The organism is Streptomyces sp. CB02058 (genome assembly GCF_001905505.1).
Classification (GTDB): domain Bacteria; phylum Actinomycetota; class Actinomycetes; order Streptomycetales; family Streptomycetaceae; genus Streptomyces.
Map to the genome: position 1 here is coordinate 1,529,937 of NZ_LIPG01000001.1, position 17,409 is coordinate 1,547,345.

17 protein-coding genes are annotated in these 17,409 nt (G+C 71.9%); 14 read left to right on the top strand and 3 right to left on the bottom strand.

What is annotated here, in order from left to right:
• The first annotated feature begins 78 nt into the window (after nt 1–78).
• The 11 genes from AMK10_RS07050 to AMK10_RS07100 all read left to right on the top strand — a co-directional run bounded on the left by AMK10_RS07050 (nt 79) and on the right by AMK10_RS07100 (nt 13,122).
• Nucleotides 79–765, top strand: a complete 687-nt coding sequence (locus AMK10_RS07050; protein WP_073745817.1) for an HNH endonuclease family protein — start codon at nt 79–81, stop codon at nt 763–765.
• Between the two features lie 221 nt (nt 766–986).
• Entirely contained in the window at nt 987–1,187 is a 201-nt protein-coding gene (locus AMK10_RS07055; RefSeq protein WP_073746103.1) for a hypothetical protein, read from the top strand.
• 298 nt (nt 1,188–1,485) lie between these two features.
• Nucleotides 1,486–3,432 carry an acyl-CoA dehydrogenase family protein gene (locus AMK10_RS07060; protein WP_073745818.1) on the top strand — a complete coding sequence of 649 codons (1,947 nt, stop codon included), beginning with the start codon at nt 1,486–1,488 and terminating at the stop codon, nt 3,430–3,432.
• Between the two features lie 79 nt (nt 3,433–3,511).
• A complete protein-coding gene (gene aroA / locus AMK10_RS07065) occupies nt 3,512–4,756 on the top strand; it encodes a 3-phosphoshikimate 1-carboxyvinyltransferase (protein WP_073745819.1) in 1,245 nt (414 codons plus the stop codon).
• A 304-nt stretch (nt 4,757–5,060) separates the two neighbouring features.
• On the top strand, nt 5,061–5,768 hold the full coding sequence (locus tag AMK10_RS07070; RefSeq protein WP_143194943.1) for a hypothetical protein: 708 nt from the start codon (nt 5,061–5,063) through the stop codon (nt 5,766–5,768).
• 52 nt (nt 5,769–5,820) lie between these two features.
• Nucleotides 5,821–7,083 (top strand): 1-deoxy-D-xylulose-5-phosphate reductoisomerase, encoded by a 1,263-nt coding sequence (gene dxr, locus AMK10_RS07075; RefSeq protein WP_198959636.1) that lies wholly within the window; start codon nt 5,821–5,823, stop codon nt 7,081–7,083.
• On the top strand, nt 7,080–8,390 hold the full coding sequence (locus AMK10_RS07080) for a M50 family metallopeptidase (protein WP_073745821.1): 1,311 nt from the start codon (nt 7,080–7,082) through the stop codon (nt 8,388–8,390). The genes dxr and AMK10_RS07080 overlap by 4 nt, the downstream gene beginning before the upstream one ends.
• Nucleotides 8,391–8,571: 181 nt before the next feature.
• Nucleotides 8,572–9,729 carry a flavodoxin-dependent (E)-4-hydroxy-3-methylbut-2-enyl-diphosphate synthase gene (ispG, locus tag AMK10_RS07085; RefSeq protein ID WP_073745822.1) on the top strand — a complete coding sequence of 386 codons (1,158 nt, stop codon included), beginning with the start codon at nt 8,572–8,574 and terminating at the stop codon, nt 9,727–9,729.
• Between the two features lie 165 nt (nt 9,730–9,894).
• Nucleotides 9,895–10,740 carry a GNAT family N-acetyltransferase gene (locus AMK10_RS07090; protein WP_198959637.1) on the top strand — a complete coding sequence of 282 codons (846 nt, stop codon included), beginning with the start codon at nt 9,895–9,897 and terminating at the stop codon, nt 10,738–10,740.
• A gap of 29 nt (nt 10,741–10,769) precedes the next feature.
• Nucleotides 10,770–11,345, top strand: coding sequence for a GNAT family N-acetyltransferase (locus tag AMK10_RS07095; protein ID WP_073745824.1), 576 nt, complete (start codon nt 10,770–10,772; stop codon nt 11,343–11,345).
• 73 nt (nt 11,346–11,418) lie between these two features.
• Nucleotides 11,419–13,122, top strand: coding sequence for a proline--tRNA ligase (locus AMK10_RS07100; RefSeq protein ID WP_073745825.1), 1,704 nt, complete (start codon nt 11,419–11,421; stop codon nt 13,120–13,122).
• A gap of 129 nt (nt 13,123–13,251) precedes the next feature.
• Here the strand turns inward: AMK10_RS07100 and AMK10_RS07105 are convergent, their stop codons facing one another.
• Genes AMK10_RS07105 through AMK10_RS07115 form a run of 3 tightly spaced genes read right to left on the bottom strand, consistent with a single transcriptional unit; the run spans nt 13,252 to nt 15,240 of the window.
• Nucleotides 13,252–14,172, bottom strand: coding sequence for an aminoglycoside phosphotransferase family protein (locus AMK10_RS07105; RefSeq protein ID WP_073745826.1), 921 nt, complete (start codon nt 14,170–14,172; stop codon nt 13,252–13,254).
• 28 nt (nt 14,173–14,200) lie between these two features.
• Nucleotides 14,201–14,704 (bottom strand): ferritin-like domain-containing protein, encoded by a 504-nt coding sequence (locus AMK10_RS07110; RefSeq protein WP_073745827.1) that lies wholly within the window; start codon nt 14,702–14,704, stop codon nt 14,201–14,203.
• Nucleotides 14,701–15,240 (bottom strand): hypothetical protein, encoded by a 540-nt coding sequence (locus AMK10_RS07115; RefSeq protein ID WP_073745828.1) that lies wholly within the window; start codon nt 15,238–15,240, stop codon nt 14,701–14,703. Before AMK10_RS07115 ends, AMK10_RS07110 begins: the two co-directional genes overlap by 4 nt.
• A gap of 171 nt (nt 15,241–15,411) precedes the next feature.
• On the opposite strand from AMK10_RS07115, the gene rimP reads away from it, so the two are divergent.
• The 3 genes from rimP to AMK10_RS07130 all read left to right on the top strand — a co-directional run bounded on the left by rimP (nt 15,412) and on the right by AMK10_RS07130 (nt 17,374).
• Nucleotides 15,412–15,909 (top strand): ribosome maturation factor RimP, encoded by a 498-nt coding sequence (rimP, locus tag AMK10_RS07120; protein WP_073745829.1) that lies wholly within the window; start codon nt 15,412–15,414, stop codon nt 15,907–15,909.
• A gap of 2 nt (nt 15,910–15,911) precedes the next feature.
• Nucleotides 15,912–16,952, top strand: coding sequence for a transcription termination factor NusA (gene nusA, locus AMK10_RS07125; RefSeq protein WP_073745830.1), 1,041 nt, complete (start codon nt 15,912–15,914; stop codon nt 16,950–16,952).
• A gap of 143 nt (nt 16,953–17,095) precedes the next feature.
• A complete protein-coding gene (locus tag AMK10_RS07130) occupies nt 17,096–17,374 on the top strand; it encodes a YlxR family protein (RefSeq protein ID WP_014153747.1) in 279 nt (92 codons plus the stop codon).
• Nucleotides 17,375–17,409: the final 35 nt, after the last annotated feature.

Below are 17,409 nucleotides of genomic sequence, written 5' to 3' on the forward strand. Positions count from 1 at the left end.
GTGAACGTCCACGTCCGTGCGGGTGAGGAGCGCCGGTGCGATGCCCGTACGGGACCGCGAGGCCGGTAGAACGCGGAGGTGATCAAGAAACTTCCGCGCCGCTGCGCGCTCGCCCTCGCCCTGGTCCCGCTCGCCGCCGGCACTCCGTCGCAGGCCGCCCCCGCCCCCCAGGGCCCGCGGCCCGCCGTCGTGACCACGCTCGCCGACGCCGTCGGGCTGGTGAAGGTCGTGGGCGAGAACCGCACCGGCTACACGCCGTCCGCCTTCGAGCACTGGACGTCGGGCGAGTTTCCTTCCGACGGCTGCGACACCCGCAACGAGGTGCTGCTCGCCGAGGCGGTCGACGCCCCCGTCGTGGGGGCCGGGTGCACGCTGACCGGCGGGACGTGGGTGTCGTACTACGACGGCCAGAGGGTGACCGGCTCCGGATCTCTGGACGTGGCCCACACGGTGCCCCTCGCCGAGTCCTGGGGCTCCGGCGCGTCCGCGTGGACCGCCGCCCGGCGCGCGGCCTACGCGAACGACCAGGGGGCGGCCGCGTCGCTGTCGGCGGTGACGGCTCGCACGAACCTGCAGAGGGCCGACCGGGGCCCGGCCGACTGGCTCCCGCCGGTGCCGGAGGCGCACTGCCGCTACGTCGGCGAGTGGGTGGCGACGAAGCTCCGCTGGCAGCTCACCGCCGACGACACGGAGATGGAGGCCCTGAAGGTGCTCGCCGAAGGTCCCTGCGAGGACACCGTCGTCCAGTACACGACGGCTCCGTAGCCGACCGCCCGGGCATGTGCCCGTGTGCGAGTCGCCGGCGGGCGGGGAGGGCGCGCCCGCGTACGCCGGACCGGGAGGCCACGTGTGCGCGGCGATCCTGCCCCCGACGGATGATCTTGCGTGACCTGAGGCCCGTTCAGCTGTTGAGGCGAGGGAGCGGGTGGACACATCCGATGAGAAGAAGACGAGGTCACAGCGTGAAGTCATACCGGACGCCGTCACTGCTCCGAGGCTCCGCCGCGTGCGGTGCCGCGCTGACGGCCCTCGGGCTGTCCGTCGGAGCGGCCCACGCCGACGAGACGCACACCCATTCGCACAACGCGCCCCGGGTGGGTCTCATCCAGACCGGCCAGATCGACGATCCGCTGGAGGACGTGCTGGAGCACGCGGCCGTCCTCGGCACCACGTACGTCTTCGACTGAGGGCCGGTCGAGGGCGGGCGCCCACGTCCACCGGTGCGGACGGGCGCCGCGCCGGCGGACCGGCTCCGGAGGACGGCGGGCACCCGCGACGAGGTCGCCCGACCGGCGCAGCGGTGGCTCTGCGCCCCGGCGGGGGACCGGCGGGGCCACCCCCGGGGCTCCCTCCGCTTCCGCACCGTCCAGGAGCTGCCGCAGAGGTGGTGGGGGTTGCGCGGATCGGGTAGATACGGACAAGTGACACCGATCGGCACGCGTACGGCCCGACCCATATCCCGACTCGCGGCGAGGTGAGCTCCTCATGTCCGCCCCATCCGACATCCCCCAGGCCCCCAAGGTCACCGAGCGCGAAGCCCGGCAGGTGGCCGAGGCCGCCCGCGAACAGGACTGGCGCAAGCCGAGTTTCGCCAAGGAACTCTTCCTCGGACGCTTCCGGCTCGACCTGATCCACCCCCATCCCCAGCCCGCCCCGGACGACGTACGGCGCGGCGAGGCATTCCTCGCCCGGCTGCGCGACTTCTGCGAGAACCGGGTCGACGGCGCACGCATCGAGCGCGAGGCGAAGATCCCCGACGAGGTGATCGAGGGCCTCAAGGAGCTCGGCGCACTCGGCATGAAGATCGAGACCAAGTACGGCGGCCTCGGTCTGACCCAGGTGTACTACAACAAGGCGCTCGCGCTCGCCGGTTCGGCGAACCCCTCGATCGGCGCGCTGCTCTCCGCCCACCAGTCCATCGGCGTACCGCAGCCGCTGAAGATGTTCGGCACGCAGGAGCAGAAGGACGCCTTCCTGCCCCGCCTCGCGCGTACGGACATCTCCGCGTTCCTCCTCACCGAGCCCGACGTCGGGTCCGACCCGGCCCGGCTCGCGACGGCGGCCGTGCCCGACGGGGACGACTACGTCCTGGACGGCGTGAAGCTCTGGACGACCAACGGCGTCGTCGCCGACCTGCTCGTCGTCATGGCCCGCGTCCCGGAGTCCGAGGGCCACAAGGGCGGCATCACGGCCTTCGTCGTCGAGGCCGGCTCCCCCGGTATCACCGTGGAGCACCGCAACGCCTTCATGGGCCTGCGCGGCATCGAGAACGGCGTGACCCGCTTCCACCAGGTCCGCGTCCCCGCGGCCAACCGCATCGGCCCCGAGGGCGCCGGTCTCAAGATCGCCCTCACCACGCTCAACACCGGCAGGCTCTCGCTGCCCGCCATGTGCGTCGGCGTGGGGAAGTGGTCGCTGAAGATCGCCCGCGAATGGTCCGCCGTGCGCGAGCAGTGGGGCAGGGCCGTCGCCCGCCACGAGGCGGTCGGCGCGAAGATCTCCTTCATCGCCGCCACCACCTTCGCCCTCGAAGCGGTCGTGGACCTCTCCTCGCAGATGGCCGACGAGAGCCGCAACGACATCCGCATCGAGGCCGCCCTCGCCAAGCTGTACGGCTCCGAGATGGGCTGGCTGATCTCCGACGAACTCGTCCAGATCCGCGGTGGGCGCGGCTTCGAGACCGCCGCCTCGCTCGCCGCCCGCGGCGAACGCGCCGTCCCCGCCGAGCAGATGCTCCGCGACATGCGGATCAACCGGATCTTCGAGGGCTCCACGGAGATCATGCACCTGCTGATCGCCCGCGAGGCCGTCGACGCCCACCTCAAGGTCGCGGGCGACATCATCGACCCCGACAAGCCGCTCTCCGACAAGGCACGGGCGGGCGCCAACGCCGCCGGGTTCTACGCACGCTGGCTCCCCAAGCTGGTCAGCGGCCCCGGCCAGCGGCCCGGCGCCTACGGCGAGTTCCGCGTCCCCGGGCACCCCGACCTCTCCACGCACCTGCGGTACGTCGAGCGCACCTCCCGCAAGCTGGCCCGCTCCACCTTCTACGCGATGTCCCGCTGGCAGGGCCGCATGGAGACCAAGCAGGGCTTCCTCGGCAGGATCGTCGACATCGGCGCCGAACTCTTCGCGATGAGCGCGGCCTGCGTCCGGGCCGAGCACCTGCGGGTCGACGGCGACCACGGCCGCGAGGCGTACCAGCTCGCCGACGTGTTCTGCCGCCAGTCCCGCATCCGGGTCGAGGAGCTGTTCAACCGGCTCTGGTCCAACACCGACGACATCGACAAGCGCGTGGTCGACGGCGTCCTCTCCGGCACCTACACCTGGCTGGAGGAAGGCGTCATCGACCCCAGCGGCGACGGCCCCTGGATCGCCGACGCCACCCCCGGCCCGGCCACCGGCGAGAACGTCCACCGCCCCATCCGCTGAACACGGCCGCCCCGCGGGACGCGTCCACTGCCTGGACGCGTCCCGCGAGCACGCCGTGCGCAGGGCAAAATGGACGCCCGTGACCGTCATCGACATCCCCGGCTCCAAGTCCGTCACCGCCCGCGCCCTGTTCCTGGCCGCCGCGGCGGACGGCACCACCACCCTCCTGAAGCCCCTGCACTCGGACGACACCGAGGGGTTCACCGAGGGGCTGACCCGCCTCGGATACGGGGTGACGCGCGAGCCCGGACGATGGCACATCGAGGGACGCCCCTCCGGCCCCTCCGTCACCGAGGCCGAGGTCCACTGCCGTGACGGGGCCACCACCGCGCGCTTCCTGCCGACGCTCGCCGCCGCCGCGGCCGGCGGCACCTACCGCTTCGACGCCTCCGCGCAGATGCGCCGCCGCCCCCTCGCCCCGCTCACCGAGGCGCTCCGCACCCTCGGCGTCGACCTGCGCCACGAGGGAGCCGAGGGCCACCACCCGCTCACCATCGAGGCGTCGGGCGTCAAGGGCGGCGAACTGACCCTGGACGCGGGGGAGTCGTCCCAGTACCTCACGGCCCTCCTGATGCTCGGCCCGCTCACCGCCGAGGGCCTGCGCATCGACGTCACCGAGCTCGTCTCGGCGCCGTACATCGAGATCACCCTCGCGATGATGCGCAGCTTCGGTGTCGAGGTCGCCCGCGAGGGGAACACCTTCACCGTCCCGCCCGGCGGCTACCGCGCCACCACGTACGCCGTCGAGCCCGACGCCTCCACGGCGAGCTACTTCTTCGCCGCAGCCGCCCTCACCGGCCGCGAGGTCACCGTCCCCGGCCTCGGCGCGGACGCGCTCCAGGGCGACCTGCGCTTCACCGACGTGCTGCGCCGCATGGGCGCCGACGTCCGTACGACCGCGGACTCCACGACCGTCCGCTCCAGCGGCCGGCTCTCCGGTCTGACGGTCAACATGCGCGACATCTCCGACACGATGCCGACCCTCGCCGCGATCGCGCCGTTCGCCGACGCGCCGGTGCGCATCGAGGACGTCGCCAACACCCGGGTCAAGGAGTGCGACCGGCTGGAGGCCTGCGCGGAGAACCTGCGGGCCATGGGGATCACCGTGCACACCGGAACCGACTGGATCGAGATCCACCCCGGCACTCCGCGCCCCACCCGGATCGCCACCCACGGCGACCACCGCATCGTGATGTCGTTCGCGGTCGCGGGCCTGCGCACGCCCGGCATGAGCTACGACGACCCCGGCTGCGTGCGGAAGACCTTCCCCCGGTTCCACGAGGAGTTCGCCGCGTTCGTGGAGCGGAGCTCCGCAGGGGAGTGACCGCGCGCGCTCCGGTGGGGTTGGGACCGGACCGGGACGACCACCGTGCGCTGCCTCCCCGCCGAGCTGCGGGCGCTGTTTCCCCCGGGCCGTGAAACGGCCGCGCGCGATGTGGCGGACGTGCGGCGGCCGAGGGAGGAGTTCGGCATCGGGACGGGTTTCCGAGCGCCGGATGCCGCACAATCGAGCCTCGGCCGCGCGCGGAGAACCGGGCGCGGCTCGTCAACGGGAGACAGGGGCAGGGATGTTCGGGGTGTACGGGGCGGGCGGCCGGCGGGGTGCCGCGGCCGTGGGGTGTGCGGCGATGGCTCTCGCGGTCCTCACCGGATGCGGTGAGGGGGCCGGCGAGAAGCCGGCGGACGGCAGGGGGACGGCCGGGAAGAGCCCCGCGGCCTCCCGGCCGGCCTCCCCGGCCGGCGGGCTCGACGAGGCGCAGCTCACCGCGGTGGCCTTCACCGACGGGGAGCGCGTGGGAGGGTTCACCGCGTCCGAGTACACCCTGGACGGGCCGATCGGCGACGCCTACACCGCCACCCCCGCCGTCTGCCAGCCGCTCGTCAGCCTCGCCGGTGACGTCAGCGACCACGAGCCCACCGCCCAGGTGCAGCGCAAGGTCGACAAGCCCTCGGACATACGGGGCGTCACCGTCGACGTCACCCTGCGCTCCTACGCCGGCGACGGTGCGGCCGAGGTCATGACCTCGCTCGGCCGGGCGGGCGAGGAGTGCGCCGGGGGTCTCACCGAGGAGCGGGCCTTCGCGCGCGGGACGTACGAGAAGGTCGAACCCGTCACACCGCCCGCCTTCGCCGAGGCCGACGAGGTGAAGGCCTACCGCTTCAGCATCCTCGACGTGAAGGGGAAGCTGAAGCTCCACGAGTACCTCACCGTCGTCCGGTCCGGCTCGACCACCCTCGCCTTCCGGGGCGAGGTCCTCGGCACCACCGACTTCGGCGGCATCCCGGAAGCCGTCACGACCGCCCAGTGGAAGAAATTCCGTGCCGGGCAGGCCTGAGGCGCGCCCCGACGGGGGCGCACTGTCAGCGCGCACAGCGGATGCGGCAACAATGGGGGTCATGAGCGACAGCCCCGCACCCCTCGCCGACCCGCATCGTGTCTTCGACGCGGCGGTAGGCCGCCGGGATCTGGTGATCCTCGGTTCCACCGGCTCCATCGGTACCCAGGCCATCGACCTGGTCCTGCGCAACCCCGGCCGCTTCCGCGTCACCGCGCTCTCCGCCGCGGGCGGCAGGGTCCAGCTCCTCGCCGAGCAGGCGCGGCAGCTGCGGGTGCGCACGGTCGCCGTCGCCGACGCGGACAAGGCGCCGGCACTGCGGGAGGCCCTCCGGGAGGCGTACGGAGCGGGCGAGCCGCTCCCCGAGGTCCTGGCGGGCCCCGATGCCGCGGCGGAGCTCGCCGCGAGCGACTGCCACACCGTGCTGAACGGGATCACCGGCTCCATCGGCCTCGCCCCCACGCTCGCCGCGCTGAAGGCGGGCCGCACCCTCGCCCTGGCCAACAAGGAGTCGCTGATCGTCGGCGGCCCGCTGGTGAAGGCCCTCGCCGCCCCCGGCCAGATCATCCCGGTCGACTCCGAGCACGCCGCGCTCTTCCAGGCGCTGGCCGCCGGGACACGCGCCGACGTGCGCAAGCTCGTCGTGACCGCGTCCGGAGGCCCGTTCCGCGGACGTACGCGCAGTGAGCTCGCCGGCGTCACCCGGGAGCAGGCACTCGCGCACCCGACCTGGGCCATGGGGCCGGTCATCACGGTCAACTCCGCGACCCTCGTCAACAAGGGTCTCGAGGTCATCGAGGCGCACCTCCTCTACGACATCCCGTTCGACCGGATCGAGGTCGTGGTCCACCCCCAGTCGTACGTTCACTCGATGGTGGAGTTCACCGACGGCTCCACGCTCGCCCAGGCGACCCCGCCCGACATGCGCGGCCCCATCGCCATCGGTCTCGGCTGGCCCGAGAGGGTCCCGGACGCGGCCCCCGCCTTCGACTGGACCACCGCCTCCAGCTGGGAGTTCTTCCCGCTCGACACCGAGGCCTTCCCCTCCGTCGGGCTCGCCCGCCACGTGGGCACGCTGGGCGGCACGGCACCCGCCGTGTTCAACGCGGCCAACGAGGAGTGCGTGGACGCGTTCCTGGCGGGACGCCTGCCCTTCAACGGCATCATGGATACGGTCACAGCGGTGGTGGCCGAACACGGCACCCCCGCCACGGGAACTTCGCTGACGGTCGCGGACGTCCTCGAAGCGGAGGCCTGGGCGCGTTCCAGGGCCCGGGAGCTCTCGGCGGAAGCGACAGCGGAGGCGCACGTATGAGTACGACGACGATTCTGATGACGGTCCTGGGGATCGCCATCTTCGCCGTGGGTCTGCTGTTCTCGATCGCCTGGCACGAACTGGGCCACCTGTCCACGGCCAAGCTCTTCGGCATCCGGGTGCCGCAGTACATGGTCGGCTTCGGCCCGACGATCTGGTCGCGCAAGAAGGGCGACACCGAGTACGGCATCAAGGCCATCCCCGCGGGCGGCTACATCCGGATGATCGGCATGTTCCCGCCGGGGCCCGACGGCCGGATCGAGGCGCGTTCCACCTCTCCCTGGCGCGGCATGATCGAGGACGCCAGGTCCGCGGCCTTCGAGGAGCTCGAACCGGGCGACGAGACGCGGCTCTTCTACACGCGCAAGCCGTGGAAGCGCGTGATCGTGATGTTCGCCGGGCCCTTCATGAACCTCGTGCTCGCCGTCGCGATCTTCATGGGCGTGGCCATGACCTTCGGCTTCCAGACGCAGACCACCGAGGTCGCGGGCGTCCAGCAGTGCGTCATCGCGCAGAGCGAGAACCGCGACACCTGCAAGACGTCCGACCCGGTCTCGCCCGCCAAGGCGGCGGGGCTCAAGGAGGGCGACACGATCGTCGCCTTCAACGGGCAGAAGATCGACGACTGGGCCACGCTCTCGGACCAGATCCGCAGGACCATCGGACCCGCCACCATCACGGTGGAGCGCGACGGCCGGGAACAGACCCTGAACGCCGTGCTGAAGAAGAACGCCGTCGCCAAGAAGGACGCCGACGGCGAGGTCGTCCCCGACCAGTACATCAACGCCGGATATCTCGGCTTCGCGGCCAGGACGGAGATCCTGCCGCTCTCCTTCGGCGACTCGGTCGTCCGCATGGGAGACATGATCGAGAACGGCGTCGACTCGATCATCGCCCTGCCCTCCAAGATCCCCGACCTGTGGGACGCGGCCTTCGGCGACGGCGAGCGGGCCGACGACTCGCCGGTCGGTGTGGTCGGCGCGGCACGGATCGGCGGCGAGGTGATGAACCTCGACGTCCCGGCGCAGAACCAGATCGCGATGATGCTGTTCCTGCTGGCCGGCTTCAACCTCTCCCTGTTCCTCTTCAACATGCTGCCCCTGCTGCCGCTGGACGGCGGGCACATCGCGGGCGCGCTCTGGGAATCCCTGCGCCGCAATGTGGCCAAGGTCTTCAGGCGGCCCGACCCCGGACCCTTCGACGTGGCGAAGCTCATGCCGGTCGCCTATGTGGTCGCCGGGATCTTCATCTGCTTCACGCTGCTGGTGCTGGTCGCCGACATCGTGAACCCGGTGAAGATCACCTGATGTCCCACCCGTCCCATGGGTGGCGGCCGGCCACACAGGCGGTGTCCGGCCGCCCACCGACGGGCGTTTCGGCGGCACGGGTGCGTCCCGTCCGGCTTCGGTGCCGTAACCTCGAAGCCTGGAGTCCGCCGTTCTCGGTACCTCGATCCACACTGATCCACACCTTGGGGATGCTCAGCGCATGACTGCGATTTCTCTCGGAATGCCTGCCGTTCCGACCAAGCTCGCCGAACGACGAGTCAGCCGTCAGATCCAGGTCGGCACCGTGGCGGTCGGCGGGGACGCGCCGGTGTCGGTGCAGTCGATGACCACCACGCGTACGTCGGACATCGGTGCGACGTTGCAGCAGATCGCGGAGCTGACGGCGTCGGGCTGTCAGATCGTGCGGGTGGCGTGCCCGACGCAGGACGACGCGGACGCGCTGGCGACGATCGCGCGGAAGTCGCAGATCCCGGTGATCGCGGACATCCACTTCCAGCCGAAGTACGTCTTCGCGGCGATCGACGCGGGCTGTGCGGCGGTCCGGGTGAACCCGGGCAACATCAAGCAGTTCGACGACAAGGTCAAGGAGATCGCGAAGGCCGCGGGCGACGCGGGCACGCCGATCCGGATCGGTGTCAACGCGGGCTCGCTGGACGCGCGGCTGCTGAAGAAGTACGGCAAGGCGACGCCGGAGGCGCTCGTGGAGTCGGCGCTGTGGGAGGCGTCGCTGTTCGAGGAGCACGGCTTCCGGGACATCAAGATCTCGGTGAAGCACAACGACCCGGTCGTGATGGTGAACGCCTACCGTCAGCTGGCCGCGCAGTCGGACTACCCCCTGCACCTGGGTGTGACGGAGGCGGGTCCGGCGTTCCAGGGCACGATCAAGTCCGCGGTGGCGTTCGGCGCGCTGCTCTCGGAGGGCATCGGGGACACGATCCGTGTCTCGCTGTCGGCCCCTCCGGCGGAGGAGGTCAAGGTCGGCCTGCAGATCCTGGAGGCGCTGAATCTGAAGCAGCGCCGCCTGGAGATCGTGTCCTGCCCGTCCTGCGGGCGTGCGCAGGTGGACGTCTACAAGCTCGCGGACCAGGTCAGCGCCGGTCTCGAAGGCATGGAGGTCCCGCTGCGCGTCGCGGTCATGGGCTGCGTCGTGAACGGCCCCGGCGAGGCCCGTGAGGCCGACCTCGGCGTCGCCTCGGGCAACGGCAAGGGACAGATCTTCGTGAAGGGCGAGGTCATCAAGACCGTCCCCGAGTCGAAGATCGTGGAGACCCTCATCGAGGAAGCGATGAAGATCGCGGAGCAGATGGAGAAGGACGGCATCCCCTCGGGCGAGCCCCAGGTCTCCATCGCGGGCTGAGCACCCGCGGACGAACCCCGGGCCCACACGGCCCACAGTGCCCCGCAGGCCCGTCCTGCGGGGCACAGCTGTGTCCGCGGCGGCCCTCCTTCCCCCGTGCGAGGGGCACCCCACAGCCTTCTTGGGTACAGTGCGGAAACCAGTAGACCGTTTGGTGAGGCCCCAGTGTTGATGCAGACCACTACCCGGGTCCTCGACCCCGGCGAGCTCCCCGCCGCGCTCGCCATCCTCGAGAGCGAACCCGTGGACAACGCGTTCGTGACCTCCCGCGTGCAGGTCGCAGGACTCGATCCCTGGCGCCTCGGCGGCGAGATGTGGGGCTGGTACGCCGACGGCCGACTGCGCTCGCTCTGCTACTCCGGCGCCAATCTCGTGCCCATCTGCGCCACCCCCGAGGCCGTCAGGGCCTTCGCCGACCGCGCCCGCAGGGCCGGCCGCCGCTGCTCCTCGATCGTCGGCCCCGCGGGCCCCACCGCCCAGCTGTGGCGCCTGCTCGAACCGAGCTGGGGCCCCGCCCGCGAGGTCCGGCCCAACCAGCCGCTCATGGTCACCGAGGCCCCCTCCGCCGAGGTGGCGCCCGACCCGCTCGTGCGCAGGGTCCGCAAGGACGAGATGGACGTCCTCATGCCCGCCTGCGTGTCCATGTTCACCGAGGAGGTCGGCATCTCCCCGCTGGCCGGCGACGGCGGGCTGCTCTACCAGGCGCGCGTCGCCGAACTCATCGGCACCGGCCGCTCCTTCGCCCGCATAGAGAACGGCAAGGTCCTCTTCAAGGCGGAGATCGGCGCCGCCACCCCCCGCGCCTGCCAGATCCAGGGCGTCTGGGTCGCCCCCGAGGCCCGGGGCCGCGGCCTCTCCGAGACCGGCATGGCGGCCGTCCTGCGGTACGCACTCCAGGACGTCGCACCGGTCGTCAGCCTCTACGTGAACGACTACAACACCGCCGCGCGCAGGGCCTACAGCCGCGTCGGCTTCCGCGAGACGGGCGCGTTCATGAGCGTGCTGTTCTGACCGGACGGCACGGCCAGTAGGGTTCCCGCATGGCAGCAGCAACGCCCGCGTCCCCGTGGGGCTCCGGGACCCCCGACATCGTGGTCGGACCGCTCGACCTCGCCGCCCACGTCGACGAGGCGCTCGCCGTACAGGCCCTCGCCTTCGGTCTCAGCCAGGACGAGATCGACGTACGCCGCCATATCGTGCTCCGGCACCTCGACCACCCGCAGGCCCGCGCCCTCGGCGCCGTCGCCGCCGACGGACGGCTCGCCGGATTCGTCTACGGGCTGCCGAACAGCCGTACGCACTGGTGGTCCACCGTCGTCGAGCCCTATCTGCGCGCCACCGGGTCCGACCCATGGCTCGACGACTCGTTCGTGATCACCGAGCTCCACGTCCACCCGGAGTTCCAGCAGCGCGGCATCGGCCGCTGCCTCATCACGACCATCACGGACGCCGTCGACCAGCCGCGTTCCATCCTCTCCGCGATCGACACCGAGAGCCCCGCCCGGGGCCTCTACCGCGCCCTCGGCTACCGGGACCTCGCCCGGCAGGTGCTGTTCCCCAGCGCCCCCAAGCCGTACGCGGTCATGGGCGCGCACCTCCCGCTGCTGCGCGGCTGACGAATCGGATTTCCGCCCGCGCGGGGCGCCCGGCTAACCTCGGGCTCACCACCCTTCCGAGCAGGAGTTCATCATGGCCCAGGTCCAGCGCATGTCCCGATTGATGATCAAGACACTGCGCGACGACCCGGCGGACGCCGAGACGCTCAACCACAAGCTCCTCGTCCGCGCCGGTTACGTACGCCGCACCGCGGCCGGCATCTGGTCCTGGCTGCCGCTCGGCAAGAAGGTCCTGGAGAACATCACCCGCGTCGTCCGCGAGGAGATGGACGCCATCGGCGGCCAGGAGGTCCTGCTCCCCGCGCTCCTGCCCAAGGAGGCGTACGAGGCGAGCGGCCGGTACGACGAGTACGGCGACCTGCTCTTCCGCCTCAAGGACCGCAAGGGCGCCGACTACCTCCTCGGCCCCACCCACGAGGAGATCTTCACCCAGGTCGTCAAGGACATGTGCTCGTCCTACAAGGACCTGCCCGTGATCCTCTACCAGATCCAGACCAAGTACCGCGACGAGGCCCGCCCCCGCGCCGGAGTGCTGCGTGGCCGCGAGTTCCAGATGAAGGACTCGTACTCCTTCGACACCACCGACGAGGGCCTGGCCGAGGCGTACCAGCTGCACCGCGCCGCCTACATCCGGATCTTCGAGCGCCTCGGCCTCGACCACCGCATCGTCTCCGCCGTCTCCGGCGCCATGGGCGGCTCCGCCTCCGAGGAGTTCCTCGCCCCCGCGCCCGCCGGTGAGGACACCTTCGTCGACTGCCCGAACTGCGACTACGCCGCCAACACGGAAGCCGTGACGTACAAGGTCACGACCGTCGCCGACGCCTCCGGGGTTGCCGCCGTCGAGGAGCTGGACACCCCCGACACCCCGACGATCGAGTCCCTCGCCGCGCACCTCGGCGTCGAGGCCTCCGCCACGCTGAAGAACCTGCTGGTCAAGGTCGACGGCGAGATCGTGGCCGTGGGCGTGCCCGGCGACCGCGAGGTCGACCTCGGCAAGCTCGGCGAGCACCTCGCCCCCGCGGTCGTCGAGCTCGTCACCGCCGAGGACTTCGTGGGCCGCCCCGACCTCGTACGCGGTTACGTCGGCCCGCAGGGCCTGGAGAAGGTCCGCTACATCGCCGACCCCCGCGTCGCCGCGGGCACCGCGTGGATCACCGGTGCCAACAAGGAGGGCAAGCACGCGAAGAACGTCGTCGCGGGCCGCGACTTCGAGGTCGACGACCACCTCGACGTCGTCGTCGTCGAGGCGGGCGACCCCTGCCCCAAGTGCGGCACCGGCCTCCAGGTGGACCGGGCCATCGAGATCGGCCACATCTTCCAGCTCGGCCGCAAGTACGCCGACATCTTCTCCCTGGACGTCCTCGGCCAGCAGGGCAAGCCCGTCCGCGTCACGATGGGCTCGTACGGCATCGGCGTCTCCCGCGCGGTGGCCGCCCTCGCCGAGCAGACCGCCGACGACAAGGGCCTGTGCTGGCCCCGCGAGATCGCCCCGGCCGATGTGCACGTCGTCGCGGCGGGCAAGGCGCTCCAGACCGAGCTGGCGCTCGAGGTCTCCGAGAAGCTGAACGCGGCGGGCCTGCGGGTCCTGGTCGACGACCGCGCGGGCGTCTCGCCCGGCGTCAAGTTCACCGACTCCGAGCTCATCGGCGTCCCGAAGATCCTGGTCGCCGGCCGCCGTTCGGCCGAGGGCGTCCTGGAGCTGAAGGACCGCCGCACGGGCGAGCGCGAGGAGCTCACCGTCGACGAGGCCATCGCCCGTCTCACCGAGCAGGGCTGACCCCCGCCGGACCGTATGCGAAGGGCCCCGCGCAGCCGCGCGGGGCCCTTCGCGTACGGGTGAAGCCGTTCGGATCGGGCCGGATCGGCGTGCGGCACGCGCGGGCCCGGGACGATCCGAACGGGATCCCTAGAGCCAGCCCGCGAACTCCAGCGACAGTTCGCCGTCCTGCGTACGTCCCACCGACAGCGCGCGCGTGCCGGACTCGACGGCCCGGAACAGCGTCCAGCCGCGCAGCCGCGCCTGGTCCACCTCCAGCGAGTCGGCCAGCTTCTTGATCCGGCGGCGGGCCGTCGCGGCCCCTCCGGGCGAGGCGATCAGGTCCTCGACCCGGTCCCGCACCAGCCGCGCCAGGTCGTACGCCCGCTCGCCGGTCAGCGGCTCGGGACCGACCGCCAGCCATGGGGCGCGCTCGCCCGACAGCACCTTGCTCTGCCGGAAGTTGCCGTGCAGCAGGAAGAGTTCGGGGGAGGTGGCGACGAGCTCCTCGCGGGCGGCGAGGGCCGCCGAGACCAGCGGTTCGAGCGCGGGGTCCCGCACAGCGGCGGCCCGCATCGGCTCCAGCTGCCGTCCGGTGCGCTCCTCGACCGTCTCGAAGGCGTGCCCGGCCGGCGGATCGACCCACAGCCGCCGTACCGTGCCCGCCGCCTCCAGGAGCGCCTTCGCCTCGGGGAGGGAGCGCAGCGACACCTCCTGGTGCAGCCGTTCCAGCAGCAGCGCGTCGGCGGGCACCGGGGCGTCCGGGACGGCCAGGAGCTCGACGGCGCCCCAGCCGTTCCAGTGCGCGAGCGCCGCCCGCTCCAGTCCGGGCGCGGCCCCGGGAGGAGCGATCTTCAGCACCGCGGGCGTGCCGTCCGCCCGGTGCACCAGCAGCACGAGGCTGCTGCGCCCGCCGGGAGCGGCCACCCGGTCGAGGGTGACCCCGTGGTCCACTGCGGACAGCGCTTCGCCGGTGAGTGCGGGGAGCCGGCCCAGCCATTCGGCGGCGGCAGCTTCCCCGTACGTCTCGCCGAGCGCTCGCACCAGACGCTGCGGCGGTTCGAAACCCATACGTGCCTTGTTCCCTTTCAGAGCTTCCTCAGTGCGTGACACCCGTGGCGCCTGCCTCCGCCGTGTTCTCCGGCGGAGCGGCCCTCTCGGTGAGCCCAGGAAAGGCTACGCCGGTGCCGCGCCAGCGGACCGCGCGCACCGCGGCCTCCCGGAGCGCGCCCGCGGCATCCTGCCGCAGCGGCCCCCGGGCGGCCCGTACGAGGTCGGAGTACACGCCCGCGACCCGGTCCTCCAGCACGGCGGCGAGCCGCAGAGCGGTCGCCGGGTCGTGCACGGCGAAGGGCAGAGCGTACGCCGGGTGCGCGGCCACGGGCGTACCGCCCAGGTCACGCACCGTCCGCGCCAGCGCGTCGCGCCGGGCGCGGTGGGCGTCGGACGCGGCCGTCGCGTCGCGGCGGCGGCCGCCCTCCAGCCGGCCGCCGAGCGTGCCGTAGCCGTACACGGCCGCGTGCTCGGCGGCGAGCGCCGCCTGCGCGGCGCGCAGTGTCCCCGCGGTGCCCTCGGCGTCGGACTCCTGTGCCCTGCCCGTCATGCCGGGATCTCCTTGGCCAGTTCGGTCAGCAGATACGCGTGGGCCGCGCCGGCCGCGGCGAGGGAGGCCAGCAGCCTGGCCAGCTCGGGTTCGGCCGTCAGCAGGGCGGCGGCGCGGGCGTCGGCCACCTGGCGCTCCTCGGCCGCCAGCTCCTTGAGCGCCGCCTTCGCGTCGGCGGCGGGGGCCGGTGAGGCGGGGGAGGGCACGGCGGGGGAGGGCGAGCCGCCCTTCGCCGCGGGCCCCCCGAGCGCCGCCAGGTGCTCCTGGACGGTGGCCCGCAGGGGCGCGATCCCGGGCTCCGTCACGGGGTGGGCGGCCGCGGCCTGTTCGTAGCGGGAGAGCAGCGAGACGCTGGCACGGGCGGCTGCCGCCCTCAGCGCCGTGCTCCCGCCCAGCGAGGCCGTCCGGGCGTCCGCGCCCCCGGAGTCACGCCCCGGGGCCGGTCCGTCGCCCCCGCAGCCTGTGAGTACCGCGGCCAGGCCGAATGCTCCCGTGGCGGTGAGCGCACTCCTGCGCGTCGTCCCCGTGCGGCGCACTTGTCTCCTTCAGCCTGGTTTTTGACAGTTTCTGACCTGAAGTGATCGCCGGAGCTGAGCGTACCCGCGGCCGGGCGGGAGGCGGACGGCAACACCCCTGCGGACCGGATACCCTTTGACCTGACACGCGACGATCCCCACAACAGCACACGCGGCCGAGGAGTCACCCGGATGAGCACCACCCAGAGCGACAGGCTGCGCGGACTGCTGGAGCCACTCGTCAGCGCCAAGGAGCTGGACCTCGAGGAGATCGAGGTGTCCCGGGCGGGCCGCCGCCGGGTGCTGCGGGTCGTCGTGGATTCCGAGGACGGCGTGGAGCTCGACACCTGTGCGGAGCTCAGCCGCACGATCTCCGAGACGCTGGACGAGACCGACGCCATGGGCGAGGGCGAATACGTCCTCGAAGTGAGCTCTCCGGGCGCCGACCGCCCGTTGACCGAGCACCGCCACTACGTACGCGCGACCGGCCGTCTGGCCAGGCTCACCCTGAGCGAGGGCGGCGAGCTGGTGGCCCGCATCCTCGGGGTCGACGACGAGGGGCTCGATCTCGAAGTGCCGGGCGTCAAGGGCCGCAAGCCCACGGCGCGCCGTGTCGCGTTCGACGAGATCGCCAAGGCGCGCGTGGAGATCGAATTCAACCGCAAGGACAAGAAGGAAGAGGAGGCGTAGCCGTGGACATCGATGTGAAGCTTCTGAAGGGCTTGGCGCAGGACAAGGAGATCCCCTTCGACGTGCTCGTCGGGGCGATCGAGTCGGCCCTCCTCATCGCGTACCACCGCACCGAGGGCAGCCACCGCCGTGCGCGCGTCGAGCTGGACGCCAACGGCCATGTCACGGTGTGGGCGAAGGAGGAGGCGGCCGACCTCGAGGAGGGCCAGGAGCCCAAGGAGTTCGACGACACCCCGTCCGGCTTCGGCCGTATCGCCGCGACCACCGCCAAGCAGGTCATCCTGCAGCGCCTGCGCGACGCCGAGGACGACCGCACGTTCGGCGAGTACGCCGGACACGAGGGTGACGTCGTCACCGGCCTCGTCCAGCAGGGCAAGGACCCGAAGAACGTCCTGGTCGACATCGGCAAGCTGGAAGCCATCCTGCCCGTGCAGGAGCAGGTGCCGGGCGAGGAGTACACCCACGGCCTGCGGCTGCGCACCTACGTCGTCCGGGTGGCCAAGGGCGTCCGCGGCCCCTCCGTGACGCTCTCGCGCACCCACCCCAACCTCGTGAAGAAGCTCTTCGCGCTGGAGGTCCCGGAGATCGCCGACGGCTCGGTCGTCATCGAGGCCATCGCCCGCGAGGCCGGCCACCGGACCAAGATCGCCGTGCGCTCCACCCGCGCCGGGCTCAACCCCAAGGGCGCCTGTATCGGCCCGATGGGCAGCCGTGTGCGCAACGTCATGGCCGAGCTGCACGGCGAGAAGATCGACATCGTGGACTGGTCGGACGACCCGGCCGAGATGGTCGCCAACGCGCTGTCACCCGCACGGGTGAGCAAGGTCGAGGTCGTGGACCTCGGTACGCGCTCCGCACGGGTGACCGTGCCGGACTACCAGCTGTCGCTGGCGATCGGCAAGGAGGGGCAGAACGCCCGTCTGGCCGCCCGGCTCACCGGCTGGCGCATCGACATCCGTCCGGACACCGAGACCGACGCCGAGCGCGACATCGCCGACCGTGAGCGCGCCGAGCGCGCCCGGGAGCGGTCCGAGCGCGGCTGACCGGACCCGTGTCCGGGCCGCTCGGGCGGCCAGGACCGGGTACGAAGGAATAGATCGAGGCGGGATGCCGCTGAGATCACGACAACATCCGTTCGATTTTTGCCCCAAAGGGGTGAGGTCGGTGCGGGGAGGTAGACTTAAACGTGTCTGGCCGGACGCACGCCCGCGCTTGCCCCGAGCGAACCTGTGTGGGATGCCGGGAGCGAGCGGCCAAGAGCGAGCTGCTGCGCATCGTGGTGGACGAGGGTGAAGTTGTCCCTGATCCACGCGGTACGCTGCCCGGCCGGGGTGCGTATGTTCACCCCGCCTCTGTATGTCTCGACCTGGCGGTCCGCCGCCGGGCGTTCCCCCGGGCCTTCAAGGCCAAGGGGCCGTTCGATTCCGCCGCACTGCAGCGGTTCGTCGAACGGGTGACACCGTAAGAAAGTGAACGGCACGGGTCCCCGTGCGGTCAGGT